The 25,768-nt window shown below is 71.4% G+C and carries 14 protein-coding genes, 1 tRNA gene, 1 rRNA gene and 1 pseudogene; 3 read left to right on the forward strand and 14 right to left on the reverse strand.

Features of this window, described 5'->3' with window-relative positions:
• Positions 1–205 precede the first annotated feature (205 nt).
• Positions 206–5,212, forward strand: coding sequence for an ATP-dependent helicase (locus ACP4IX_RS06425; protein WP_426554959.1), 5,007 nt, complete (start codon positions 206–208; stop codon positions 5,210–5,212).
• 18 nt (positions 5,213–5,230) lie between these two features.
• Complete coding sequence (locus ACP4IX_RS06430; protein WP_426554960.1) at positions 5,231–6,070, forward strand: Fpg/Nei family DNA glycosylase; 840 nt, start codon at positions 5,231–5,233, stop codon at positions 6,068–6,070.
• 7 nt (positions 6,071–6,077) lie between these two features.
• Here the strand turns inward: ACP4IX_RS06430 and ACP4IX_RS06435 are convergent.
• From ACP4IX_RS06435 to ACP4IX_RS06485, 11 genes and pseudogenes are all read right to left on the reverse strand, one after another.
• Positions 6,078–6,555 (reverse strand): annotated as a pseudogene (locus ACP4IX_RS06435) (SRPBCC family protein); the annotation flags it as partial.
• Positions 6,556–6,619: 64 nt separating this feature from the next.
• Positions 6,620–6,886, reverse strand: a complete 267-nt coding sequence (locus ACP4IX_RS06440; protein WP_426554961.1) for a hypothetical protein — start codon at positions 6,884–6,886, stop codon at positions 6,620–6,622.
• Positions 6,887–6,893: 7 nt separating this feature from the next.
• The gene (locus ACP4IX_RS06445; RefSeq protein WP_426521763.1) at positions 6,894–7,364 is read right to left on the reverse strand and encodes a Dps family protein; all 471 of its coding nucleotides are present in this window, start codon (positions 7,362–7,364) and stop codon (positions 6,894–6,896) included.
• A gap of 173 nt (positions 7,365–7,537) precedes the next feature.
• Positions 7,538–7,918 carry a helix-turn-helix domain-containing protein gene (locus tag ACP4IX_RS06450; RefSeq protein WP_007387871.1) on the reverse strand — a complete coding sequence of 127 codons (381 nt, stop codon included), beginning with the start codon at positions 7,916–7,918 and terminating at the stop codon, positions 7,538–7,540.
• Positions 7,919–8,027: 109 nt separating this feature from the next.
• Positions 8,028–8,573 carry a CinA family protein gene (locus ACP4IX_RS06455; RefSeq protein ID WP_426521762.1) on the reverse strand — a complete coding sequence of 182 codons (546 nt, stop codon included), beginning with the start codon at positions 8,571–8,573 and terminating at the stop codon, positions 8,028–8,030.
• A complete protein-coding gene (pgsA, locus tag ACP4IX_RS06460) occupies positions 8,570–9,358 on the reverse strand; it encodes a CDP-diacylglycerol--glycerol-3-phosphate 3-phosphatidyltransferase (protein WP_426521761.1) in 789 nt (262 codons plus the stop codon). Before pgsA ends, ACP4IX_RS06455 begins: the two co-directional genes overlap by 4 nt.
• A complete protein-coding gene (rimO, locus tag ACP4IX_RS06465) occupies positions 9,355–10,836 on the reverse strand; it encodes a 30S ribosomal protein S12 methylthiotransferase RimO (protein WP_426521760.1) in 1,482 nt (493 codons plus the stop codon). The genes pgsA and rimO overlap by 4 nt, the downstream gene beginning before the upstream one ends.
• 92 nt (positions 10,837–10,928) lie before the next feature.
• Positions 10,929–11,789 (reverse strand): helix-turn-helix domain-containing protein, encoded by an 861-nt coding sequence (locus ACP4IX_RS06470; protein WP_426521759.1) that lies wholly within the window; start codon positions 11,787–11,789, stop codon positions 10,929–10,931.
• Between the two features lie 261 nt (positions 11,790–12,050).
• On the reverse strand, positions 12,051–14,804 hold the full coding sequence (locus ACP4IX_RS06475) for a DNA translocase FtsK (protein WP_426521758.1): 2,754 nt from the start codon (positions 14,802–14,804) through the stop codon (positions 12,051–12,053).
• 161 nt (positions 14,805–14,965) lie between these two features.
• Positions 14,966–15,640, reverse strand: coding sequence for a response regulator (locus tag ACP4IX_RS06480; RefSeq protein ID WP_345588853.1), 675 nt, complete (start codon positions 15,638–15,640; stop codon positions 14,966–14,968).
• 435 nt (positions 15,641–16,075) lie between these two features.
• Positions 16,076–21,550: a HAMP domain-containing protein gene (locus tag ACP4IX_RS06485; RefSeq protein WP_426521757.1), complete on the reverse strand. Its 5,475-nt coding sequence runs from the start codon at positions 21,548–21,550 to the stop codon at positions 16,076–16,078.
• A gap of 395 nt (positions 21,551–21,945) precedes the next feature.
• Between ACP4IX_RS06485 and ACP4IX_RS06490 the strand changes: the two genes are divergently transcribed.
• A complete protein-coding gene (locus ACP4IX_RS06490) occupies positions 21,946–24,699 on the forward strand; it encodes a SpoIIE family protein phosphatase (protein ID WP_426521756.1) in 2,754 nt (917 codons plus the stop codon).
• A 67-nt stretch (positions 24,700–24,766) separates the two neighbouring features.
• On the opposite strand, the gene ACP4IX_RS06495 is transcribed toward ACP4IX_RS06490, so the two are convergent.
• The 3 genes from ACP4IX_RS06495 to rrf form a co-directional block, all read right to left on the reverse strand.
• Positions 24,767–24,842: transfer RNA gene (locus ACP4IX_RS06495), tRNA-Thr, on the reverse strand.
• 78 nt (positions 24,843–24,920) lie between these two features.
• Positions 24,921–25,583 (reverse strand): DegT/DnrJ/EryC1/StrS family aminotransferase, encoded by a 663-nt coding sequence (locus tag ACP4IX_RS06500; protein WP_426521881.1) that lies wholly within the window; start codon positions 25,581–25,583, stop codon positions 24,921–24,923.
• A gap of 115 nt (positions 25,584–25,698) precedes the next feature.
• A 5S ribosomal RNA gene (gene rrf / locus ACP4IX_RS06505) occupies positions 25,699–25,768 on the reverse strand; the annotation flags it as partial.

Consider the following 25,768-nt stretch of genomic DNA (forward strand, 5'->3'; position numbering starts at 1 on the left):
CAGGGGCGGACGACCGCCGCCGGACCACCGACGGACATCCGTCGGCCGACCGCCGTCGGGCGATCGGCGGCAGGCGGTCCACCGGCCTCGCCGTGCGATCGCCGCCGCCCGCCCCGCCGCTCGCCCCGCCGTCCCGCCCATGGGACACCGCCCGGCATTCGCACAGCTCAGGCCGATTGTCAGTGCCCGGGTGCACGATGGATCCATGGTCAGCTCCGCACACCGAGCCCTGGACGGCTTCTCCCCCGCGACCCGCGGCTGGTTCACGGGGGCCTTCTCCGCGCCCACCGCCGCCCAGGCGGGCGCGTGGCAGGCCATCTCGGAGGGCTCGGACGTGCTGGTGGTCGCCCCGACCGGCTCCGGCAAGACGCTGGCCGCCTTCCTCGCCGCCCTGGACCAGCTCGCCTCGACGCCCCCGCCCGCCGACCCCAGGAAACGCTGCCGGGTCCTGTACGTCTCCCCGCTCAAGGCCCTGGCCGTCGATGTCGAGCGCAACCTCCGCAGCCCACTGACCGGCATCCGCCAGGAATCCGTACGCCTCGGCCTGCCCGAGCCCGAGGTCAAGGTCGGCATCCGCTCCGGCGACACCCCGGCCGCCGAGCGGCGCGCCCTGTCCACCCGTCCGCCGGACATCCTGATCACCACCCCGGAGTCCCTGTTCCTGATGCTGACGTCGGCCACGCGCGACGCGCTGACCGGCATCGAGACGGTGATCCTGGACGAGGTGCACGCGGTCGCGGGCACCAAGCGCGGCGCCCATCTCGCGCTCACCCTGGAGCGGCTGGACGAGCTGCTCCCGAAGCCGGCCCGCCGCATCGGCCTCTCGGCGACGGTCCGCCCGGTGGACGAGGTCGCCCGGTTCCTCGCGCCCCGCGGAAAGGTGGAGATCGTCCAGCCGGACTCGGGCAAGGAGTTCGACCTGTCCGTCGTCGTCCCGGTGGAGGACCTGGGCGAGCTGGGCGGCTCCCCCGCCGCGGACGGCAACGAGGGCGCGGAGCGGCCGTCGATCTGGCCGCACGTCGAGGAGCGGATCGCCGACCTGGTCCAGTCGCACCGCTCCACGATCGTCTTCGCCAACTCCCGGCGCCTGGCCGAGCGCCTGTGCAACAGGCTCAACGAGATCGCGTACGAGCGGGCGACCGGCGAGCCCCTCGACGAACACCACTCCCCCGCCGCACTCATGGGCGGCTCGGGAGCCGCCCACGGCGCCCCGCCCGTGATCGCACGCGCCCACCACGGCTCGGTCTCCAAGGAGCAGCGATCCCTCGTCGAGGAGGACCTCAAGGCGGGCCGCCTGCCCGCGGTGGTCGCCACCTCCAGCCTGGAGCTGGGCATCGACATGGGCGCCGTCGACCTCGTCGTCCAGGTCGAGTCACCGCCCTCCGTCGCCTCCGGCCTCCAGCGCGTCGGCCGCGCGGGCCACCAGGTCGGCGCCGTCTCCACGGGCGTGGTCTTCCCCAAGTACCGCGGCGACCTGGTGCAGGCCGCCGTGGTCACCGAGCGGATGCGCAGCGGTGCCATCGAGGCCCTCAAGATCCCCGCGAACCCGCTGGACGTCCTGGCCCAGCAGCTCGTGGCGATGACGGCGCTGGACACCTGGCAGGTCGACGACCTGCTCGCCACCGTCCGCCGCGCCGCCCCCTTCGCCTCGCTGCCGGACTCCGCCTTCACCGCAGTCCTGGACATGCTCGCGGGCCGCTATCCGTCCGACGCCTTCGCCGAACTGCGCCCGCGCGTGGTGTGGGACCGGGTCGCGGGGACGGTCACCGGCCGCCCGGGCGCGCAGCGCCTCGCGGTCACCTCGGGCGGCACGATCCCCGACCGCGGGCTCTTCGGGGTCTTCCTCGCCGGGGCCGATCCGAAGAAGGGGGGCGGCCGGGTCGGCGAACTCGACGAGGAGATGGTCTACGAGTCGCGCGTCGGGGACGTCTTCACGCTCGGCACCAGCTCCTGGCGGATCGAGGACATCACGCGCGACCGGGTCCTGGTCTCACCCGCGCCGGGTGTGCCGGGCCGGCTGCCGTTCTGGAAGGGCGACCAGCTGGGCCGCCCCCTGGAACTGGGCCGCGCACTGGGCGCCTTCCTGCGCGAGGTCGGTTCCCTCGCCGAGGAGGACGCCCGGCTGCGCCTGGTCACCGCGGGCCTGGACGCCTGGGCCGCGGACAACGTCCTGGCATACCTCCGCGAGCAGCGCGAGGCCTGCGGCCACGTCCCCGACGACCGCACCATCGTCGTCGAGCGCTTCCGGGACGAGCTCGGCGACTGGCGGGTCGTCATCCACTCCCCCTTCGGCGCCCAGGTCCACGCCCCCTGGGCCCTCGCGCTCGGTGCCCGCCTGTCCGAGCGGTACGGCATGGACGCCCAGGTCATGCACGCCGACGACGGCATCGTGCTGCGCCTGCCCGACGCGGACCTGATGGGCCTCGACCTCCTCGACCAGGATCCGGCGAAACCAGGACTGGAGTACGACGCCGAGCAGGCGCCCGTCGGCGCGGCCGACGTCGTCTTCGACAAGGGCGAGGTGGACCGGGTCGTCACCGACCAGGTGGGCGGCTCGGCGCTGTTCGCGTCCCGCTTCCGCGAGTGCGCGGCGCGCGCGCTGCTGCTGCCGCGCCGCAGCCCCGGCAAGCGGACCCCGCTGTGGCAGCAGCGCCAGCGCGCCGCGCAGCTGCTGGAGGTGGCGAGCGAGTACGGATCGTTCCCGATCGTCCTGGAGGCGGTCCGCGAGTGCCTCCAGGACGTCTTCGACGTGCCTGGCCTGGTCGAGCTGATGGGCGACCTGGAGGCCCGCACGGTGCGCCTGGTCGAGGTCACCACTCCGGAGCCGTCCCCGTTCGCCCGCTCCCTGCTCTTCGGATACGTCGCCCAGTTCCTGTACGAGGGCGACTCGCCGCTCGCCGAGCGCCGTGCCGCCGCCCTGTCCCTGGACTCGCGGCTGCTGGCCGAACTGCTGGGCCAGGCGGAGCTGCGCGAGCTGCTCGACGCCGAGGTGCTCACGGAGCTGGAGCGCGAGCTGCAGTGGCTCACCGAGGACCGCCGCGTCAAGGACCCGGAGGGTGTCGCGGACCGGCTGCGGCAGCTCGGCCCGCTCACGGACGCCGAGCTGGCCGAGCGGGGCGCCGAGCCCCAGTGGGCCCCGGAGCTGGCCGCCGCCCGCCGCGCGATCAGGGTGCGCATCGCCGGCGCCGACCACTGGGCGGCGATCGAGGACGCGGGCCGGCTGCGCGACGCGCTGGGCACGGCGCTGCCCGTGGGTGTGCCCGAGGCCTTCACCGAGCCGGTCAAGGACCCCCTCGGCGACCTCCTCGCCCGCCATGCCCGCACCCACGGCCCCTTCACGTCGGTCACTGCCGCGGCCCGCTTCGGCCTGGGCGTCGCGGTCACCGAGGGCGCCCTGCAGCGGCTCGCCGCGGCGGGCCGGGTCGTGCAGGGCGAGTTCCATCCGGCCGGCATCGGCCAGGAGTGGTGCGACGCGACCGTCCTGCGCCGGCTGCGCCGCCGCTCCCTGGCCGCGCTGCGGCACGAGCTGGAGCCGGTGCCGCCGGCCGCGCTCGGCCAGTTCCTCCCCCAGTGGCAGCACATCGGCAGGGGGCACGCGCTGCGCGGCATCGACGGGCTGGTCCGCGCCGTCGAACAGCTGCAGGGCGCCTCCGTCCCCGCCTCCGCCCTGGAGAAACTGGTCCTGCCCTCCCGGGTGGCGCACTACCACCCGGCGATGCTGGACGAGCTGACGGCCGCCGGCGAGGTGGTGTGGGCGGGCGCCGGCTCACTCCCCGGGAAGGACGGCTGGGTCTCCCTCTACCTGGCGGACGCTGCCCCGCTGCTCCTGCCGCCCCCGCACCCCCTGGAGCCGACCGCCCTCCACCAGTCGGTGCTGGACACCCTTTCCGGCGGCTACGGCATGTTCTTCCGTCAGGTCGCCGACCAGGTCCGTGCCACCACCCACCCGGATGTCACCGACCCCCAGCTGGCCGACGCCCTGTGGGAGCTGGCGTGGTCCGGACGCCTGACGAACGACACGCTCGCGCCCCTGCGCTCCCTGCTGGGCTCCGGCCGCACCGCGGGCTCCACCGCCCATCGCGCCAAGCGCGCGGTGCCACGCGGGCGTTACGGCTCCCTGACGGCCGCCGCCCGCCCCGTGTCCCGTACCGGCCCGCCGACCGTAGCGGGTCGCTGGTCCCTGCTGCCGGCCTGCGAGGCGGACACCACGGTGCGTGCGCACGCCCTGGCCCGCACCCTTCTCGACCGGCACGGCGTGGTGACCCGCGGCGCCGTCGCCGCCGAGGGCGTGGAAGGCGGGTTCTCAGCGGTGTACCGCGTCCTGGCCGCCTTCGAAGAGAGCGGCCAGGCCCGGCGCGGCTACGTCGTGGAGGGGCTCGGCGCCGCACAGTTCGCCATGGAGGGCGCTGTGGACCGGTTGCGCGCGGTCTCGAACGCCCGGGAACGTGACGAGGCGCCGCCCGGGCGGCCGGACTTCACCGGCGGTGGTCCGGACGACCACGCCTCGTCCGACGGCTCCCACGGCCCGGGGGGTCCTGTCTCCGGCGACTCCCCCTTCCCCGGCTCCGCGTCCAGCGGCCGCGGAGCCGGCGCACCGGACCGACCCGACGACGTCTTCGCCCCCGCCCAGCCCCTCCCGCCCTCCGGGGACGAGTACGTCTCCCTCCACGACTACGCGGAACCGGGCGCCGGCGGTCCGCGCGGGGGCGGCGCGCAGGGCGGCTTCGGCGGTCCGCGCGGGGGCTACACGCACCGCGGCTTCGATGCCCCGCGCGACTCGTACGACGCCGGATTCCCCCGCCGCGGCCGGCCCTCCGCCGCTCCACGGGCCGTCGTCCTGGCCGCCGCCGACCCGGCGAACGCGTACGGCGCGGCCCTCCCCTGGCCCGAACCCCCGGCCGGCGCCACGCACAAGCCGGGCCGCAAGGCAGGGTCCCTGGTGGTGCTCGTGGAGGGCGAGCCGGCGCTCTACATGGAGCGCGGCGGCAAGACGCTCCTGCTCTGGCCCTCCGCGCCGGACGGTCTGCCCACCGAAGACGCCCGTCTGCGAGCGGCCGCGGAAGGGCTCGCCTCGGCCGCCCTCGCCGGTTCGCTCGGCACGGTCACGGTCGAGCGCGTCAACGGCACGGCGGCTCTGACGTCCCCCTTCGGTCCCCTGCTGGAGGAGGCGGGGTTCATCGCCACCCCACGCGGCCTGCGCATCAGAGCCTGAGCCTGTCACCCTTGACCCATGCCCGAAGGAGACACGGTCTGGCAGGCGGCGCGCCGGCTGCACGACGCCCTCGCGGGCAAGGTGCTGACCCGCAGCGACTTCCGCGTCCCCCGGTACGCCACCGTCGACCTCACCGGCCGCACGATCCTGGACGTCACCCCGCGCGGCAAGCACCTCCTCACCCGCGTGGAGGGCGGTGTGACCGTCCACTCGCACCTGCGGATGGACGGCTCCTGGAAGGTGTTCGCGGCCGGTCAGCGCTGGAGCGGCGGCCCCGCGCACCAGATCCGGGTCATCCTCGGCACCGCCGACCGCACGGCGGTCGGCTATCGCCTCCCGGTGCTGGAAGTTCTCCGCACCGCCGACGAGGAGCGCGCCGTCGGCCACCTCGGTCCGGACCTGCTCGGCCCGGACTGGGACCCCGAGCAGGCCCTGGCCAACCTGCGCGCCGAGCCGGCCCGCAGGCTCGGTGAGGCCCTGCTCGACCAGCGCAATCTCGCGGGCATCGGCAACGTCTACAAGTGCGAGCTCTGCTTCCTGCTCGGCGTGACTCCCTGGCTCCCCGTAGGCGACCTGCCGGCCGCACACGCCGTGCGGCTGCCCGCGCTCGCGAAGAAGCTCCTGGAGGCCAACCGCGACCGCCCGGTCCGCCGTACGACGGGCCTGCGGGGCCAGGACCTGTTCGTGTACGGCCGAGCGCCCCGTCCCTGTCTGCGCTGCGGCACACCGGTGCGCGTGGCGAACCAGGGCGACGGCTCCCGAGAGCGCCCCACCTATTGGTGCCCGGCCTGCCAGGCCGGCCCCGCACCGCGCCCGGGCGGCCTTGCCGGTACCGGGCCGCGGCGCGGGCGGGGGTGACTCGGCCGGCGAGCAGGCCGTCCATCTGGCCGACCGCCTCGCGCTGTCCCTCCTCCATGCCCGTCTTCGTGAGCCGGTCCATCTGCTCCCGGGGGGCGCAGGCCGAGCGCATCTCCATGCGGGTGCCGCCGTCCCGCTCGGTGAGCGCCCCCCGGATCGTGCTCGTCGGCATGCCGGCGCTCCGCACGCCGTCCGCGTCGGTGAATCCGTCGGTGAGCTCCAGGGACGCAGGCGCGTCGACCGAGGTGATCCGCCACCATCCGCGGTGCTTGTCACCCTCCGGACCGGTCATGACGTACGTGACGTCGCCGCCGGGGGTCAGGTAGTGCTCCACCGTCGCCGGACAGGTCGGCGGGCCTCCACCAGCGCTCCGGTCGCCTCGGGCCGGACCACGGCTGCCACACCCGCTCGACGGGGGCGGCGAAGTCGGCGACCAGGGTGAAGGTCAGGCTGTCGAAATCCTGGTCCACGCTGGTGGCACTCATCGGAACCGTCCTTCCGTCGGGCTGTGTGCTTCGGGTTCCGCAGCCTGGGCGAGCAGGCGGGACATCATTCGCCCCGCCCCGCCCCGCCGAGGCCGCGTTCCCCCGCGGACGCACGCAGGGCGTGTCTCCACCGCCCCGCCTGCAACGCCCCGGCGGCCCGGCATCGGGGCACACAGTGCACCGGCAGCACGCTCAGCCCCCAGCCGCCGACCGCGACCGCCCCTTCGAGCACCCCCGCGTCGGGCTCGAGCGCCAGACGCAGCACGGCCCACCACCACAACGCACCCAGCCCCAGCGCGGCCGCCCGACGAGCAGTCCGCGCGGACGTCATAACCGCGTCATCCGTTTTCGGCCTGGAACATCCAGTGCTGCTTCTCCAGGTCGGCCGTGACCTGGATGAAGATGTCCTGGCTCACGGGATCCGGATCCCCGGTCGCCGCGATGCGCTCCCGCATCCGCCCGATCACCGCACCCAGCGCGTCCACGATCGTCTGTACCGCTGCGGTGTCGTCGACCCAGCCTTCCGGGGTCACGCCGATACCGCTGCCGACGGCCACCGTCGCGGCCCGCCCGTCCGGGGACACACCGAGCGCCGAGGCGCGCTCCGCCACGGTGTCGGAGTGCGTGCGCGCGGTGCCGACGAGTTCGTCGAGCTGGAGGTGTACGGAGCGGAACCGCGGACCGACCACGTTCCAGTGGATCTGCTTCGCCACCAGGGCCAGGTCCACCAGGTCGACGAGGGCGCCCTGCAACGCCTCGGACACGGTCTTCAGGCTCGCGTCGGACAACGGGCTCTTCACGACGTACATCCACGCCTCCGTCGGTCGGCCCCCCGGCCATGTCCCTCCACGATGACCGCACCACCGGGCCCCGGCAAACCGGGCGCGAGCCCGGGACCGCGGCACGCAAAAACCCCGACCGCACCCCTCCGGTCTCCCGGAGGGACCCCGGCCGGGGCCTCACACGCACACGTTCTCAGCGCTCAGGCGGCGACGACGTCCACTGCCTCGGCGGGCGCCTTGATGGTCACCCGTTCCGGTGGCACACCGGTCACCGACACGGAACCCAGCATCGGGCGCACCGGGGCCGGCACGGTCTCGCTGGGCGTGGCCGCAGCGGACTGGGCCAGCTCGGCGAGGGCCAGTTCGTCGCTCACTTCCCGCATGAGCTCGGACATCCGTACGTCCAGCGCGTCGCAGATGGCGGAGAGCAGCTCGGAAGAAGCCTCCTTCTGCCCCCGCTCCACCTCGGAGAGATAGCCGAGTGAGACTCGGGCGGACGAGGAGACTTCGCGCAGAGTACGGCCCTGGCGTTGGCGCTGCCGACGCAGCACGTCACCCAGCAGGCGACGGAGCAGAATCATCGGTGGCTCCCTCCTCGGACCGTGTAACCGCATCCTTCACGCCCCACCGTACCGCCTCGCGCCGCGGCCGTGCGGGGAGCGATGTCGTGTTCACTCAGGGCTGCAAACATCAAAACCCCCCGTTCCGTTCCGTATCCTGTGCCCGCTCATTCCCGATCTGTTCGCCCGCAAGCTCCCTCAAAAGGAGTGCGAGTACGCTCCGTACACTCTCCATACGAATTTCCGCGCGGTCGCCGTTCAACCGCAGCGCCTCCACTTTTCCGCCAGGGGCGGAACCATCGTCCGTTCCGAAGGGCCCGTCGACGGCCACGAAGACCGTCCCCACCGGCTGCCCGTCCTGCGGGTCCGGGCCGGCGACGCCCGTCGTCGCGATGCCCCAGTCGGCACCCAACGCCTCGCGGGCGCCCGCCGCCATCTGGGCGGCGACCTGCGGATCCACCGCTCCACGCGCCGCGAGCAACATGGCGTCGACGCCGAGCAGTTCCCGCTTCAGTTCCGTCGCGTAGGCGGTCACGGACCCCCGGAAGGCCCTGGACGCCCCAGGGACCGCCGTGATCTCGGCCGCCACCATTCCGCCGGTCAGTGACTCTGCGACCGCGAGGGTCTCGCCCTTGACCGTGAGTAGCCGCACCACGTCGGCGGCCGTGGAACTCAAGCTTCCGTCTCCTTCAACGCCGCTCTGCGCTCGGCGATTCCCTGACGGCGCAGCACGATGGCCTGCTTCACATAGTCCAGTCCGGTCACCACGGTCAGGACGACCGCCGCCGCCATCACCCAGAACCTCAGGGTGGCCAGCGGCCCCGTCAGTGCCAGGACGTACATGCCGACGGCGATGCCCTGGGTGAGGGTCTTGAGCTTGCCCCCACGGCTCGCGGGGATCACGCCGAACCGGATCACGACGAAACGCAGCACGGTGATCCCGAGTTCCCGGCCGAGGATGACGGCCGTCACCCACCACGGCAGGTCACCCAGGGCGGACAGACAGATGAGCGCCGCCCCCATGATCGCCTTGTCGGCGATGGGGTCGGCGATCTTCCCGAAGTCGGTGACGAGGTTGTAGGTGCGCGCCAGGTGGCCGTCGAAAAGGTCGGTGATCATGGCGACGGCGAAGGCCGCCCAGGCGAACGACCGCCAGGCCGGGTCGTACCCGCCGTTGCCGAGCATCAGCGCGACGAAGGCCGGCACCAGCAGCAGCCGGAGCATCGTCAGCAGGTTGGCGACGTTCCAGACGCTCGCCTGGTTGACTGCGGCGGCCGCGATCTTGCCGCCGCGCCCGGCCGCACCACCCTCGGTGGCACCTCGTTCCGCCGCACCCCGTTCCACGGCGCCTCCCGGAGTCGTACGCTCCGTCGGTTCCTGCGCGGCGCCCGAGGCGCCACGCGGGCCGGCCCTGCGCGCGCCGGAGGAGCCCCCCGCGGCGGACGCCGGGACTCCGGTCATCTGCCGGCCTCCTCACTCCACTCGGGCGAGCCCGGCAGCGGTTCGGCCACCAGGTCGACACCCTCCGTACCGACGACCTTCGCCTCGACCATACGACCGACCCTCAGGCCTTCGCCGCTCGTGAGCAGCACCTGGCCGTCCGTCTCGGGCGCCTGGTGCTCCGCGCGGCCGCGCACGCCGTCCCCCTCGTCGGCGGACTCCACGGACTCGACGAGCACGCGCACGGTCGCGCCGACCCGCTCCTCGGCCCGCTGCGAGACGAGCTCCTCGGCCAGGCGGGACACACGTGCCAGCCGCTCGGCGACGACGTCCTCGTCCAGCTTGTCGCCGTAGGTCGCCGCCTCGGTGCCCTCCTCGTCGGAGTACCCGAAGACGCCGATGGCGTCCAGCCGCGCGTGGTTCAGGAACCGCTCCAGCTCGGCGAGGTCGGAGGCGCTCTCGCCGGGGAAGCCCACGATGAAGTTGGAGCGCACGCCTGCCTCGGGGGCCTTGCTCCGGATGGTGTCCAGCAGCTCCAGGAAGCGGTCCGTGTCGCCGAAGCGGCGCATCGCGCGCAGCACGTTCGGAGCGGAGTGCTGGAAGGACAGGTCGAAGTAGGGCACGACCTTGGGGGTGGAGGTCAGTACGTCGATGAGGCCGGGGCGCATCTCGGCCGGCTGGAGGTAGCTGACGCGCACCCGCTCGATGCCGTCGACGTCGGCGAGGTTCGGGAGCAGCGACTCCAGCAGGCGGATGTCGCCGAGGTCCTTGCCGTACGACGTGTTGTTCTCGGAGACCAGCATGATCTCCTTGACGCCCTGCTCGGCCAGCCACCGCGTCTCGTTCAGCACGTCGCTCGGGCGGCGCGAGATGAAGGAGCCGCGGAAGGACGGGATGGCGCAGAAGGAGCAGCGCCGGTCGCAGCCGGAGGCCAGCTTCACGGAGGCGACCGGGGAGCCGTCCAGGCGGCGGCGCAGGGGCGCGCGGGGACCGGAGGCCGGGGCGACCCCCTCGGGGAGGTCGGTCGGGCCGTGTCCCGGCAGGGCGACGGAGGCACCGGCCTCCTGGCGCTCGGCGGGGCTGATCGGCAGCAGCTTGCGCCGGTCGCGCGGGGTGTGGGCGGCGTGGATGCCGCCGTTCAGGATGGTCTGCAGGCGGTCGGAGATATCGGTGTAGTCGTCGAAGCCGAGTACACCGTCGGCCTCGGGAAGGGCCTCGGCGAGCTCCTTGCCGTACCGCTCGGCCATGCAGCCCACCGCCACCACGGCCTGTGTTCTGCCGTGCCCCTTGAGGTCGTTGGCCTCCAAGAGGGCGTCGACGGAGTCCTTCTTGGCGGCCTCGACGAAGCCGCACGTGTTCACGACGGCGACGTCCGCTTCCTCGGCGTTCTCGACGAGCTTCCAGCCGTCCGCCTCCAGACGGCCTGCGAGCTCCTCCGAGTCCACCTCGTTACGGGCGCAGCCAAGGGTGACGAGTGCGACGGTACGGCTTTCAGGCATGGGCTCAAGACTACTTCGTCCCGTCGGCAGCCCACGTCGACGGGGTTGCCCGGTCTTGGACAACCCCGTCCGCACCAGTGTGTTTCGCGCCCCTATCCGACCTGCGGGTCGCCCTTGGTGTACGTCAGGCGTTCCACGGAGCCCGGCTGGAAGTCGTCCTCGATCTTCTTGCCGTTGACGTACAGCTGGATGGCGCCGGCGTCACCGAGGACGAGGTCGATCTTCTCGTTGTCCTGGAAGGTCTCGGAGTCGCCCTCCTTGAGCAGGCCGTCGAAGAGCAGCCGACCGTTGTGGTCCTTCGCGGAGATCCAGCTGCGGCCGTCGTCGGCGCTGACCTTGACCGTCACCTTGTCCTGCGGGGCGGCGGCGATGGCGCTGTCGGTCGGATCCGGTTCCGGGGCGACCGGCTTCTTCGGCTCGGCGCTCGGCGAGGCGGACTCGCCGGCCGTCGGCTGGGAACCCTCGGCGACGCTCGCCTCGGAGCCGCCGTCGTCGCCCTTGACGAACGTGAAGCCGACGAAGCCGATCACCGCGACGATCGCGGCGACCATGGCGGCCGTCCAGTTGGGTCCGCGCCGCTCGGGACGAATGCGTTCGGCCTCGAACAGGGGTGCGGCGGCGGTCGGCGCCGGGCGCCCGCCGTGCTCGGCGTCGAACTGCGCGACCAGCTCGGCCGGGTCGAGTCCGACGGCCTTGGCCAGGGTCCTGATGTGACCGCGCGCGTAGACGTCACCGCCGCAGGGCGTGAAGTCGTCCGCCTCGATGGCGTGCACGATGGCGATGCGGACGCGGGTGGCGGTGGTGATGTCGTCGACGGTCAGCCCGGCGGCGATCCGCGCCTGCTGCAGCGCACTGCCGACGGAGGGGCGGGCCTCCGCGGAAAGGTCTTCAGGAACGTCTCGGGACACGTCTTCGATCGGACGCTCGTCTTCAGGGAAGTTGCCGTTGGACACGGGGGCGCCTTTCGAGCGTATGGCCGCCTGCGCTGGACGTTCAGTCTAGGGGGGGTACAAACGGGTGGGGCAACCGGACGGTCGTACTTTGTACGCCATCGGATCGACCCGGCGTCCCGATGGTGGATTACCTGTTTGTCGTTTCCCTCAACTTGACGTACGCCATGGCTGAACGGTTGCTCAATGATCCCTAACGGGTGAGTCACGAACGGCCGCCGGCCGCCGTGACCCTCCGTCGGGGATCCCTGCGCGTACCGTTCCCTACCCCTCAGACTCCCCCCGGATCACCGCGAGCACGCCGTCCAGCTCGTCGGGCTTCACAAGAACGTCACGAGCCTTCGAGCCTTCGCTCGGCCCGACGATGCTCCGCGACTCCATCAGGTCCATCAGCCGCCCGGCCTTGGCGAAGCCGACGCGCAGCTTGCGCTGCAGCATGGAGGTCGACCCGAACTGCGTGGAGACGACCAGTTCGGCCGCCTGGCACAGCAGGTCGAGGTCGTCGCCGATGTCCTCGTCGATCTCCTTCTTCTGCTTGGTGCCGACGGTGACGTCGTCCCGGAAGACGGGCGCCATCTGGTCCTTGCAGTGCTGGACGACGACCGCGACCTCTTCCTCGGTCACGAACGCGCCCTGCATACGGGTCGGCTTGTTCGCACCCATCGGCAGGAAGAGGCCGTCCCCCTTGCCGATCAGCTTCTCGGCGCCGGGCTGGTCGAGGATGACCCGCGAGTCCGCCAGGGAGGACGTCGCGAAGGCCAGCCGGGAGGGCACGTTGGCCTTGATCAGGCCGGTGACGACGTCCACGGACGGCCGCTGGGTGGCGAGCACCAGGTGGATGCCGGCCGCGCGCGCGAGCTGCGTGATCCGCACGATGGCGTCCTCGACGTCCCGCGGCGCCACCATCATCAGGTCGGCCAGCTCGTCCACGATCACCAGCAGGTACGGGTACGGCTGGAGCTCGCGTTCACTGCCCTCGGGCGGCTTGACCTTGCCCTCGCGCACCGCGCGGTTGAAGTCGTCGATGTGCCGGTAGCCGTAGGCGGCGAGGTCGTCGTAGCGGAGGTCCATCTCCCGTACGACCCACTGGAGGGCCTCCGCGGCCCGCTTCGGGTTGGTGATGATCGGCGTGATCAGGTGGGGGATGCCCTCGTACGCGGTCAGCTCGACGCGCTTGGGGTCGACCAGGATCATCCGGACGTCCTCCGGGGTCGCCCGCATCATGATCGAGGTGATCAGGCAGTTGATGCAGGACGACTTGCCGGAGCCGGTGGCGCCGGCGACCAGCATGTGCGGCATCTTCGCCAGCGAGTGCATGACGTAGCCGCCCTCGACGTCCTTGCCGAAGGCGACCAGCATCGGGTCGTCGTCCTCGGCGGACTCCGCGAGGCGCAGCACGTCACCGAGGTTGACCATCTCCCGGTCGGTGTTGGGGATCTCGATACCGACCGCGGACTTGCCGGGGATCGGGCTGATGATCCGTACGTCGGGACTGGCGACGGCGTACGCGATGTTCTTGGCCAGTGCGGTGATCCGCTCGACCTTCACGGCGGGCCCGAGCTCGACCTCGTACCGGGTGACCGTCGGCCCGCGGGTGAAGCCGGTGACGGCGGCGTCGACCTTGAACTCGGTGAAGACGGTGGTGAGCGAGGCGACTATGGCGTCGTTGGCCGCACTGCGCGCCTTGCCGGGGCCGCCGCGGGTGAGCATATCGAGGGCCGGCAGGGAGTAGGTGATGTCGCCGGAGAGCTGGAGCTGCTCGGCGCGCGGCGGCAGGTCCCGTTCCTTGGGGAGCGGGGTCTTGGTGAGGTCGGCGACGACCGCCGTGCCCTCGCCGGGGTGTCCCTTCGCCTTGTCCTGCCTGAGCTTGCCCGGTTGCGGGCGCGCGGCAGGCACGGGCGTGGGAGTGGGCGTCGTCGACTCGCGGTCCCCCGTGGTCACGCCCTGGGTGAGGTCGGCGACCAGCGGCGAGGGCGGCATCCCGTGCAGCACGGCGCCGTCGAGCGCGGCGGCGGCCGCGGCGGCGACGTCCACGGCGTCCATCGGCCGGTTCGCCTCGGGCTGCGGCGTGGTGGACCGCCGGGGCCTGCCGCGACGCCTGGTGAGCGCCTCCTGCTCGGCCGCGTCGGGGTCGTACGGCTGTGACGCCGGTCCCCCGCGTCCGCGGCGCTTGGCGGGCAGCGCCTCGCGCCACTGTTCCTCGTAGCGCTCGTCGTCCTCGCCGAACGCGTCGGCCTCCGCCTCCGGGTCACGGACCAGACCGAGCCGCACACCGAGCAGCCGCAGTCGCTGCGGGATGGCGTTGACCGGCGTGGCGGTGACGACCAGCAGTCCGAAGACGGTGAGCAGCACCAGCAGCGGCACCGCCAGGACGTCGGTCATCGTGTGCGACAGGGGGGTCGCCGCGCCCCAGCCGATGAGGCCGCCGGCGTCCCTTATGGCGTGCATGCCGTCACTGCGGGCCGGTGAGCCGCAGGCGATGTGCACCTGGCCGAGGACACCGATGACGAGCGCGGACAGGCCGATCACGATCCGGCCGTTGGCCTCGGGTTTCTCGGGGTGCCGGATCAGGCGCACGGCGACGGCACCGAGCAGTATCGGCACCAGCAGGTCCAGCCGGCCGAAGGCACCGGTCACCAGGATCTCGACGAGGTCGCCGACGGGGCCCTTGAGGTCGGCCCAGGTACCGGCCGCGACGATCAGCGCGACGCCGAGCAGCAGCAGCGCGACACCGTCCTTGCGGTGCGCCGGGTCGAGGTTCTTCGCCCCGGCGCCTATGCCGCGGAAGATGGCGCCGACGGCGTGCGCGACGCCCAGCCAGAGGGCGCGTACGAGCCGGTAGACGCCACCGGTCGGGTTGGGTGCCGGCCCCGGCGCGGGCTTCTTCGCCGCGGCCTTCTTGGCCGGCGCCTTCTTCGCGGGTGCCTTCTTCGCAGCGGCCTTCTTCGCCGGAGCCTTCGCGGGAGCGGCCGCCTTCTTCGCGGGCTGCTTCTTGGCTGCGGAGGGACGTGAGGCCATAGGTGTGAGGTTACCGGGGGAGACGGCGGTCGACACGTGTGCCCACCGCTTCACCCGTTCGTGTCGCCCGCGGGAATGTCCGGAACTGACCCCTCCGGTACAGCCGCTGACATGCCCTCACCAGTCGGGCCCGCCGGTCCTCCCGGCCCACCCCGCGGACCTCAGTTGACCGCGGCCTGGCCTCCGGACGAGCCCGGCTCCAGGGCGTCCAGTGCCCGCCGCAGTCCGGTGAGCTTGCGCTCCAGATGGGCCGCGGTCGCCACCGCCGCCGCGTCCGTCGACTCGTCGCCGAGCTGCTTGGAGAGCGCTTCCGCCTGCTCTTCGACGGCCGCCAGCCGTGCCGACAGTTCGGCGAGCAGCCCGGCGGGCTCCTTGGCCTCACCGCCCGCGGCCTTGCCACCGCCCTCCAACTGGAGCCGCAGCAGCGCCGCCTGCTCGCGCAGCTGGCAGTTCTTCATGTAGAGCTCGACGAAGACGGAGACCTTCGCACGCAGCACCCACGGGTCGAACGGCTTGGAGATGTAGTCCACGGCGCCCGCCGCGTACCCGCGGAAGGTGTGGTGCGGGCCGTGGTTGATCGCGGTGAGGAAGATGATCGGGATGTCCCGGGTCCGCTCCCGTCGCTTGATGTGCGCGGCGGTTTCGAAACCGTCCATGCCCGGCATCTGTACGTCCAGCAGAATGACCGCGAAGTCGTCCGTGAGCAGTGCTTTGAGCGCTTCCTCCCCGGACGATGCCCGCACCAGCGTCTGATCGAGCGCCGAGAGGATCGCCTCCAGCGCCAGCAGATTCTCCGGCCGGTCATCGACCAGGAGGATCTTGGCCTTCTGCACCATGGCCCGCCCTCCTCGCCCCGGCGTGGGGCCTCCCCTGTCCGCAGGACTTGGGGCAGCACCGGCGGGCGCCGCCCCAGGGGACGACTCCCTTGCGCCGCCCGTCCTTGTGCCGGTCATCGTAGCCGCACCCCGCCTGTCGCCACACCCTGTCACCGTGATGTCACTGTGCACGTAGCAGAAACGCGGCGGGGGACCAGAAGGTTCCCCGAATCCCGTACTTCTACACGGTTTCGGGCACACTCGGTCAGCAACTGCACGGGGACGCCGAAGCCGGCCGCCTCTCGCACGCACCCCACGTTCGCACACCGCCCGCACGCGCCGCGCGGACGGTACCCGTACGTACCACGGACACCGCACCCCGGCGTACCACGGCCACGGTGCCCGACCGTACCGCAGCCGGACCGACCGGACGTACCGTCCGGTGCCCGTCCGAACCTACTCCTCCCTCATCCACTGCTGCATCACCGTCAGCAGATGATCGGGGTCGACCGGCTTCGTCACGTAGTCGGAGGCCCCCGACTCGATGGCCTTCTCCCGGTCGCCCTTCATCGCCTTCGCGGTCAGCGCGATGATCGGAAGGCCGGCGAACTGGGGCATCCGGCGGATCGCCGTGGTCGTCGCGTAACCGTCCATCTCGGGCATCATGATGTCCATCAGGACGACCGCCACGTCCTCGTGCTGCTCCAGGACCTCGATGCCCTCGCGTCCGTTCTCGGCGTACAGCACGGACAGGCCGTGCTGCTCCAGGACGCTGGTGAGCGCGAAGACGTTGCGGATGTCGTCGTCGACGATCAGCACCTTCTGCCCGCCGAAGCGGATCCCCCGGTTCGGCTGCGGCGCCGCCTCCTGCCCCGCGGCCGGCTGCTGCTCCTGCGCCAGGGACCGCGCTGCGGGCTCCGGGCCCGCCTTGCGACGGCGCCGGAACAGCGCCGCGGCACCGTTCTGCGAGTCGTGGTACGACGTCACCTCCGCCGGCGGTTCGGTCTGTGTCCCCGACAGCTCGGCCACGGCGCCCGGAGACGCGAGCACCCCGCCGGGCTCCAGCGACGGAAGGGGCTGCTGGTAACCGTGGGCGGGCAGCTCGCTCGGGTGCAGCGGCAGGTAGAGCGTGAACGTCGACCCGCGGCCCGGCTCGCTCTGCGCGTGGATCTCACCGCCCAGCAGCTGCGCGATCTCCCGTGAGATGGACAGTCCCAGGCCCGTACCGCCGTACTTGCGGCTGGTGGTGCCGTCGGCCTGCTTGAACGCCTCGAAGATCACCCGCATCTTGCTGGCCGCGATCCCGATCCCGGTGTCGCTCACGGAGAACGCGATCAGCTCGGCGTCCGGGTCGCTCATCGAACCGGCCTCCAGCAACTGCTCCCGGATGGCCTGCGGAACCTCGTCCCGGGCCGGCCGGATGACCAGCTCGACCGCTCCCGAGTCGGTGAACTTCACCGCGTTGGACAGCAGGTTGCGCAGCACCTGGAGCAGCCGCTGCTCGTCGGTGTGCAGCGTGGCGGGCAGCTCCGGCGACACGCGCACCGACAGGTCGAGGCCCTTCTCCGCGGTCAGCGGCCGGAACGTGGCCTCCACGTAGTCGACGAGCTGGACGAGCGCGATGCGCGTCGGGGAGACGTCCATCTTGCCCGCCTCGACCTTCGACAGGTCGAGGATGTCGTTGATGAGCTGGAGCAGGTCGGAGCCGGCGCCGTGGATCGTCTCGGCGAACTCGACCTGCTTCGGGGACAGGTTCGCGTCGGCGTTGTCCGCGAGCAGCTTGGCCAGGATCAGCAGCGAGTTGAGCGGCGTACGCAGCTCGTGCGACATGTTGGCCAGGAACTCGCTCTTGTAGCGCATGGAGACCGCGAGCTGCTCGGCACGCTCCTCCAGGACCTGCCGCGCCTCCTCGATCTCGGTGTTCTTCACCTCGATGTCGCGGTTCTGCTGCGCCAGCAGCTCGGCCTTCTCCTCCAGTTCGGCGTTGGACGACTGGAGGGCCTTCTGCCGCTGCTCCAGCTCCTCGGACCGGTCCCGCAGTTGCTCGGTCAGTTCCTGCGACTGCTTCAGCAGCACCTCCGTCTTGGTGTTGACGGAGATGGTGTTGACGCTCGTCGCGATCATCTCGGCGATCTGGTTGAGGAAGTCCTTCTGGATCTGCGTGAACGGGGTGAAGGACGCCAGCTCGATGACGCCGAGCACCTGCCCCTCGAACAGCACCGGCAGGACGATCACCTGGGCGGGCGGAGCCTCTCCGAGCCCGGAGGAGATCTTCAGATAGCCGCTCGGCGCGTTCTCCACAAGGATCGTGCGCTTCTCCGCGGCGGCCGTGCCGACCAGCGCCTCCCCGGGACGGAACGAGGTGGGCATGGAGCCCATCGAGTAGCCGTACGACCCGAGCATGCGCAGCTCGTACTGGTCGCTCTGAGCGCCGGCCTGCTCCTGGCCGTCGACGTGCGGCATGGCGAGGAAGAACGCCCCGTGCTGCGCGGAGACCACCGGGGTCAGCTCGCTCATGATCAGCGAGGCCACGTCCTGGAGGTCGCGGCGTCCCTGCATCAGCCCGGAGATCCGGGCCAGATTGCCCTTGAGCCAGTCCTGCTCCTTGTTGGCGATCGTGGTGTCGCGCAGGTTGGCGATCATCTTGTTGATGTAGTCCTGGAGCTCGGAGATCTCCCCGGAGGCGTCCACGTCGATCTTCAGGTTCAGGTCGCCGCGCGTCACCGCGGTCGCCACGCGCGCGATGGCTCGCACCTGCCGGGTGAGGTTTCCGGCCATCTCGTTCACGGACTCGGTCAGGTCCCGCCAGGTGCCGTCGACGTCACGCACGCGTGCCTGACCACCGAGCTGCCCCTCCGTACCCACCTCGCGGGCCACGCGGGTCACCTCCTCGGCGAAGGAGGACAGCTGGTCGACCATCGTGTTGATGGTCGTCTTCAGCTCGAGGATCTCCCCGCGCGCGTCGATGTCGATCTTCTTGGTCAGATCGCCCTTGGCGATGGCCGTGGTGACCATGGCGATGTTGCGCACCTGACCGGTCAGGTTGGACGCCATCTGGTTCACCGACTCGGTGAGGTCCTTCCAGGTGCCCGCCACGCCCGGCACGTGCGCCTGGCCGCCCAGGATGCCGTCCGTGCCCACCTCGCGAGCCACCTTGGTGACCTGGTCCGCGAAGGAACTCAGCGTCTTCACCATGGTGTTGAAGGTGTCGGCGAGCTGTGCGACCTCGCCGCGCGCCTCGATCGTCACCGTCCGCGTCAGGTCGCCGTTGGCGACGGCGGCGGCCACCTGGGAGATGTTCCGCACCTGGACGGTGAGGTTCTTCGCCATCAGGTTGACGTTGTCGCTGAGGTCCTTCCAGATGCCCACGACTCCGGGCACGTGCGCCTGCCCACCGAGAATGCCCTCCGTACCCACCTCGCGGGCCACGCGCGTGACCTGCTCGGCGAAGGAGGACAGCTGGTCGACCATGGTGTTGACGGTCGTGACGAGCTCGAGGATCTCGCCCTTGGCGTCGACGGTGATCTTCTTCGACAGGTCGCCCTTGGCCACCGCGGTCGTGACCTCGGCGATGTTGCGGACCTGCATGGTCAGGTTGTTGGCCATGCCGTTCACGGACTGCGTGAGGTCCTTCCAGGTGCCGGAGACGCCCTGCACCTCCGCCTGCCCGCCGAGGATGCCCTCGGTGCCCACCTCACGCGCGACGCGCGTGACCTCCTGGGCGAACGACGACAGCTGGTCCACCATCGTGTTCAGGGTGTTCTTCAGCTCCAGGATCTCCCCGCGCGCGTCCACGGTGATCTTCTGCGACAGGTCACCGCGGGCCACCGCCGTCGCGACCTGCGCGATGTTGCGCACCTGCGCGGTCAGGTTCCCGGCCATGCCGTTCACCGAGTCGGTCAGGTCGCGCCACACACCGGCGACCCCGGGCACCTGGGCCTGCCCGCCGAGGCGGCCCTCGGTGCCCACCTCGCGGGCGACCCGGGTCACCTGCTCGGCGAAGGCGGAGAGCTGGTCGACCATCGTGTTGATGGTGTTCTTCAGCTCCAGGATCTCCCCGCGCGCGTCGACGTCGATCTTCTGCGACAGGTCGCCTCGCGCCACGGCCGTCGTCACCTGGGCGATCTGCCGCACCTGGGAGGTCAGATTGCCCGCCATGAAGTTGACGGAGTCCGTCAGCTCCTTCCACGTCCCCGACACCCCGTCGACGCGGGCCTGACCGCCGAGGCGGCCCTCCGTGCCCACGTCCCGGGCCATCCGGGTCACCTGGTCGGCGAAGCTCGACAGCTGGTCCACCATCGTGTTGACGGTGTTCTTCAGCTGGAGCATCTCACCGGAGACGTCCACGGTGACCTTCTGCGACAGGTCGCCGTTGGCCACCGCCGTCGTCACCTGGGCGATGTTGCGCACCTGCCCCGTGAGGTTCCGGAACGCGGTGTTGACGGAATCCGTCAGGTCCTTCCACGTCCCCGCCGCACCCGGCACCTGCGCCTGGCCACCCAGCTCACCCTCGACACCGACCTCACGGGCCACACGGGTGACCTCGGCACCAAAACTCGACAGCTGGTCCACCATCGTGTTGACGGTGTTCTTCAGCTCCAGCATCTCGCCGGCCACGTCCACGGTGACCTTCTGCGACAGGTCACCGCTGGCCACCGCCGTCGTCACCGCGGCGATGTCACGCACCTGAGTGGTCAGGTTCCGGAAGACGGTGTTGACGGAATCCGTCAGGTCCTTCCAGATCCCCGCCGCGCCCGGCACGTTCGCCTGGCCGCCGAGCTGCCCCTCGCCGCCGGTCTCGTTGGCCACGCGCGTGACCTCGTCCGCGAAGATCCGCAGCGTCTCCGTCATCTGGTTGATCGTCTCGGCGAGCTGCGCGACCTCGCCGCGGGCCGGCACCGTCACCTTCTTCGACAGGTCGCCGTTGGCGACGGCGGTCGTCACGTGGGAGATCTCGCGCACCTGGGCGGTCAGGTTCCCGGCCATGGTGTTGACGGAGTCGGTGAGCTCCTTCCACACCCCGGCCACGCCCGGCACCTGCGCCTGCCCGCCCAGGGCGCCCTCGGTGCCGACCTCGCGGGCGACGCGCGTCACCTCGGACGAGAACGCGGAGAGCTGGTCCACCATCGTGTTGACGGTGTTCTTCAGCTCCAGCATCTCCCCGGCCACGTGAACCGTGACCTTCCGGGACAGATCACCCTTGGCCACCGCCGTCGTCACCAGCGCGATGTCCCGCACCTGCGCGGTGAGCCGGTACGCCATCGTATTGACGGAGTCCGTGAGGTCCTTCCACGAACCGGACATTCCGCGCACCCGGGCCTGGCCGCCCAGCTTGCCCTCGGTGCCGACCTCGCTGGCCACCCGTGTGACCTCGTCCGTGAACGTCGACAACTGGTCGACCAGGTTGTTCACGGTCCGCCCGACCTTCAGGAACTCACCGCGCAGCGGCTGCCCGGTGCCCTCCGCCGTCTGCGTCCGCAGTTCCATACGCGGCGACAGGTCACCGTCCGCCACCGCCGACAGCACCCGGCTGACCTCGGAGACCGGCCGTACGAGGTCGTCCACGAGCGCGTTCGAGTTGTCGATCGCGGTCGCCCAGGACCCTTCGCAGGCGCCCGTCTCCAGCCGCTCCGTGAGCTTTCCCTCACGCCCGACCATGCGCCGCACCCGGGCCAGCTCACCCGTGAGATGGAGATTGCGGTCGGCCACCTCGTTGAAGACCGCCGCGATCTCCGACATCACGCCGTCGCCGGACACGGTGAGCCGCTTGCGGAAGTTCCCCTCCCGCATGGACACGAGGGCGGCGAGCAGCCGATTCAGCGCGGCCGTGTCCACGGTCGTACTGCCACCCCGCGTTTTGCCCTGGTTACTCAGGGACTGTCCGCCTTTCGCGCGCGTCTTCGTGGCCCGCGTCGCTGCGCCAGACTCCACTGTGTCCCTCCCGCAGGGGTCGACCGTTACTGCTGTGCCCGGGTGCCACCGCTCGGCGGACCGGTTACTGCCGCGTTCTTCTGTGCTGCCGCGCGAGCCGAACCGGCTCGCGCGGACCGCTTCCAGGGCTGCTGCCCGCCGCACTCGGCTCGCATTCAACCTGCCCTGACCTTCATAGGAAGCTTGCCCAGTGTTTCACCCCGGCCGAACCCGGCCATAACAGTTCGGCAGCTTCGCACATCGTCCGCACACCCTCTGGGCGGAAACACTGAAGACCGGCATCCGCGCGGACGGCGAAGGTAAGTAACCTTGCATGCGGCTGTCCAGCCACGCCGGTGCGTCCGGTCTGGGCGGCGGTGGCACGGAGACGAACGGGCATCGGAGGGGCGGCCGGAATGACCACCGGACTGATCCCGGGGGAGCAGCCCCCGGATCCCGGGCCGACGGGTGGGCTGCCGCAGCAGCGGAGTGAGCCGGTCGGCCATGAGGCCGTGCCCGGGGAGAGAAGATCGAGGAGTTCTGTGATCACCGCGCGCGCGGCCGCCAGCTTCGAGCCCGTCGGACGGTCGGTGGCGAGCGCCCGGTCCTTCGTCCGGGACACGCTCCAGGGCTGGGGCCATGCCGACATCGTCGACGACGCCGTGGTGCTCACCAGCGAACTGGTGACCAATGCCGTGGTGCACGCCGGCACCACAGCCGATGTCGTCTGCCTGCGCAGCGACGACGGCGTACGGATCGAGGTGGCCGACCACTACCCGGAGCGCGAGGTTCCCCTTCAGGGCTCTCCCGCCCAGATGGGCAGCCTCGACCGCGAGGGCGGTCGGGGGCTCCAGCTGTGCGCGGCCCTGGCCGACCGCTGGGGCGTCGAGTACACGTCCACGTTGAAGAACGTCTGGTTTCACCTCCACCTCCCGCAGCGCCCGGTCGGCACCCGCGCGGCCGGCCCGTCCCTCCCGGCGGATCTGCTGCCCCTCGCCGACGCCCGGGTCCGCGTCGCCGTCGTGCAGATCGACCGTGCCGGCGCCGTCTCATCGTGGAACGAGGACGCCGAGGAACTCTTCGGCTATCCCGCCGATCAGGTCACGGGCAAGCCGCTGACCGACCTCGCCGCCTGGCCGCACACTCCCGGCACCAGCACCGGCATCGTGGAGGCGCTCCAACTCTCCCGCTGGGAGGGCAGCTACGGCATAAGGGGCGCCAACGGCCGTGTCACACCCGTCTACGCCTCCCACCTCCGCGTCCGGGACGCCGCCGGTGAGCCGTCCACGGTCTGCCTCCTCGTCCGGGAGCACGAACGCGCGGTTCTGCAGACGCCGTCGCGCGTACCGTCCTCCGACTCCGCCTCCTCCTCCGAGGGCCAGAACGCCGACCCCTTCGAGGTGTTCATCGGCTCCCCCGCCCCGGACGATCTCGACGGCCTCCTCCAGCGCACCGTGGAACGCGCCCGCGACATGCTCGACGCCGACGCCGCCTTCCTGCTCCTGGCGACCGACGACGAGACCGAGTTGGAGGTCCGCGCCTCCACCGGCCTGCCCTCCGCCCGCCAGCGCTTCGCGCGCGTCCCGGTCGAGGCCGGCCCCGGCCGCTACGGCTCCGCGCGCATGCCCGCCGTCCACGACGACCTCGCGGCGGTCCCCGGCGCGGTCCCGCTGCTGAACGGCACGGGCATGCGCTCGGTCGTCACCGTCCCCCTCAAGGTCGAGGGCCGCCTCACCGGCTCCCTCGGCGTCGCGGCCGAGTCCGCCGGCCGGTACTCCAACGAGGAGGCGCTGCGCCTCCAGTTCGCCGCCGACCGCATCGCCCTGGCCGTCGAGTCCGCCCGCCTGGGCGAGTTGGAACGGCTGCGCCGTGGTTCCCTCAGCTTCCTCGTCGAGGCGTCCGACCTGCTCGCCGGCACTCTCGACCGCGATCAGACGCTGGCCCTGATGGCGCAGATGACGGTCCCGACCCTGGCCACCTGGTGCGCCGTCTACACGATCGCGGACCAGGCGTCGGAGCCGTATCTCTCCTATGTCCTGCACGAGGACGAGGAGCTCATCGACGGCATCAAGTCCCTGCTGTCGAAGATCGCCCCGCCCGACCCGGTGCCCACCCCGGGCGCCCGGGTCTGGTCGGCGCCCGGTGAGGTGGCCCACCAGGCGGCGCTGCGCACCTCCATGCGGGACCTCGGCCTCAACGGCGGCCCCACGCGCCAGCTCAGCAGCGGCATCGGCCCGACCCTCGCCACGGCCTCCGCGGTCGGCGGCGAGACCGTGGTCCTCCCGTTGGTCGCCCGCAACCGCGTCATCGGCATGCTCACCCTGGGCAAGCCGACCGACGAGCACTTCCGCCAGGAGATCCTCGAACTCGCCGAGGATCTGTCCCGCAGGGCCGCTCTGGCCCTGGACAACGCCCGCCTGTACTCGGAGCGCACGGCCATCAGCCAGTCCCTCCAGCGCAGCCTGCTCCCTCCTGAGCTGCCCCTGATCGACGGCGTCGAGGTCGAGGTCATCTACCGCGCGGCCGGTGAGGGCAACGAGGTCGGCGGCGACTTCTACGACCTCTTCCCGATCAGCGACGGCGCATACGGCTTCGCCATCGGTGACGTCTGCGGTACGGGCCCGAACGCGGCGGCTGTCACGGGTCTGGCCCGGCACGCCCTTCGCCTGCTGGCCCGCGAGGGGCTCAGCGGTCCGGCGGTCCTGGAGCGCCTCAACTCGGCCATCCTCGACGAGGGCGCCCGCAGCCGCTTCCTCACCCTGCTGTACGGCGAGATGCGCCCGCAGGAGGATGGCGGCGCGGAGCTGAAGGTGGTCTGCGCCGGCCACCCTCTTCCACTCCGCCTGCGCCAGGACGGCACGGTCGAACCGGCAGCGGAGCCTCAGCCTCTCCTCGGCGTCATCGAGGACCTGGAGCTGTACGAGCAGACGGTCACCCTCGACCCGGGCGACGTCCTGCTCTGTGTCACGGACGGCGTCACCGAGCGCCGTGAGGGGGCGCGCATGCTGGGCGACGACGGCCTCGCCGACGTCCTCACCACGTGCACGGGCCTGACGGCCGGCGCGGTGGCGGCCCGCATCATGCGCGCGGTCGAGCGCTTCGCGTCGGACGCCCCGTCCGACGACATGGCGATTCTCGCGATGCGTGTCCCGGAGCCGCACACGGACTAGCGCTCCGGATCCGGGACCGGATCCGGGCATGCGAAAGGCCCCGCCCGATGGGGCGGGGCCTTTGCGGTGGAGCCCCCAAACGGAATCGAACCGTTGACCTTCTCCTTACCATGGAGACGCTCTGCCGACTGAGCTATAGGGGCCTGTTGCTTTCCGGGGTTTTCCCTGCGGCAACGGAATAGATCATACCCTGAACGGGCGGGTGCTCCCAACCAGGGATTTCAGTAGGCGGCCTGGAGAAGACCGCCGAGGGCGTTGCAGGCGGACACGATCCGCTGCATGTCCCGCTTGGTCAACGAGGCGTCGACCGGCAGCGCGAGCGTCTCGTTCGCGGCCCGCTCCGTTTCCGGCAGCGACACGCACCGCCGGAAGCCGGGCATCCGGTGCACCGGCGTCTTGACGGGCACCCGGCACTCGACTCCCTTGCCCCGGACGGCCCGGGCGAACGCGTCACGGTCGGGCCGCCCGTTGCCCGGCACCCGCACCACGTACTGCTGGTAGGTGTGCCCGTCAGCCCAATCCGGGATACCCACGCCCCTCAACTTCCCGTCGAGGTAGGCGGCCCGCTGCCTGCGCTGTGCCGTCTCCTCGTAGGACACTTCGGAGTCGCTGTGCTCCAGCACGAGCAGCCCGTGCCGCTGTCCGACGCTGTGCAGCGTCGTCATGTCCGCCGGCCTTCCGAACCGGTGTACGGCGACCACGGCCGCGCTCCGGGGTGTCAGCGCGGCCTCCACCGCGGTGGCGTCCAGGCAGTACGTCTCCGGGTCTATGTCCGCGAAGACCGGCAAGGCGCCGATCAGAGCGACGGCTTCGGCGACTTCCGCGTTGCCGAAGGCAGGTACGACGACCTCGTCGCCGACTCCGACGCCGGCGGCCCTGAGCATTGCTGCAGTACCCATACGAGTGATGGTCGTAGCGCAACGTGAACTTGAAGTGACGGACGACAAAAAAGGGCTGGACCCAGAAACGAAAGTTCTGGGTCCAGCCCTTTGAATGATTGTTCGGCGGCGTCCTACTCTCCCACAGGGTCCCCCCTGCAGTACCATCGGCGCTGTAAGGCTTAGCTTCC

Origin of the sequence: Streptomyces sp. WG5, from assembly GCF_049974565.1 — a bacterium.
Lineage (GTDB): Bacteria > Actinomycetota > Actinomycetes > Streptomycetales > Streptomycetaceae > Streptomyces.

What these genes read in the sequence shown, in the direction of transcription:
- ACP4IX_RS06490 (WP_426521756.1), top strand. Translation starts at nt 21,946, where the DNA reads ATGACCACCGGACTGATCCCGGGGGAGCAGCCCCCGGATCCCGGGCCG.
- ACP4IX_RS06500 (WP_426521881.1), bottom strand. Translation starts at nt 25,583, where the DNA reads ATGCTCAGGGCCGCCGGCGTCGGAGTCGGCGACGAGGTCGTCGTACCT.
- ACP4IX_RS06475 (WP_426521758.1), bottom strand. Translation starts at nt 14,804, where the DNA reads ATGGCCTCACGTCCCTCCGCAGCCAAGAAGCAGCCCGCGAAGAAGGCG.
- ACP4IX_RS06480 (WP_345588853.1), bottom strand. Translation starts at nt 15,640, where the DNA reads ATGGTGCAGAAGGCCAAGATCCTCCTGGTCGATGACCGGCCGGAGAAT.
- ACP4IX_RS06450 (WP_007387871.1), bottom strand. Translation starts at nt 7,918, where the DNA reads ATGATTCTGCTCCGTCGCCTGCTGGGTGACGTGCTGCGTCGGCAGCGC.
- ACP4IX_RS06425 (WP_426554959.1), top strand. Translation starts at nt 206, where the DNA reads ATGGTCAGCTCCGCACACCGAGCCCTGGACGGCTTCTCCCCCGCGACC.
- pgsA (WP_426521761.1), bottom strand. Translation starts at nt 9,358, where the DNA reads ATGACCGGAGTCCCGGCGTCCGCCGCGGGGGGCTCCTCCGGCGCGCGC.
- rimO (WP_426521760.1), bottom strand. Translation starts at nt 10,836, where the DNA reads ATGCCTGAAAGCCGTACCGTCGCACTCGTCACCCTTGGCTGCGCCCGT.
- ACP4IX_RS06430 (WP_426554960.1), top strand. Translation starts at nt 5,231, where the DNA reads ATGCCCGAAGGAGACACGGTCTGGCAGGCGGCGCGCCGGCTGCACGAC.
- ACP4IX_RS06440 (WP_426554961.1), bottom strand. Translation starts at nt 6,886, where the DNA reads ATGACGTCCGCGCGGACTGCTCGTCGGGCGGCCGCGCTGGGGCTGGGT.
- ACP4IX_RS06445 (WP_426521763.1), bottom strand. Translation starts at nt 7,364, where the DNA reads ATGTACGTCGTGAAGAGCCCGTTGTCCGACGCGAGCCTGAAGACCGTG.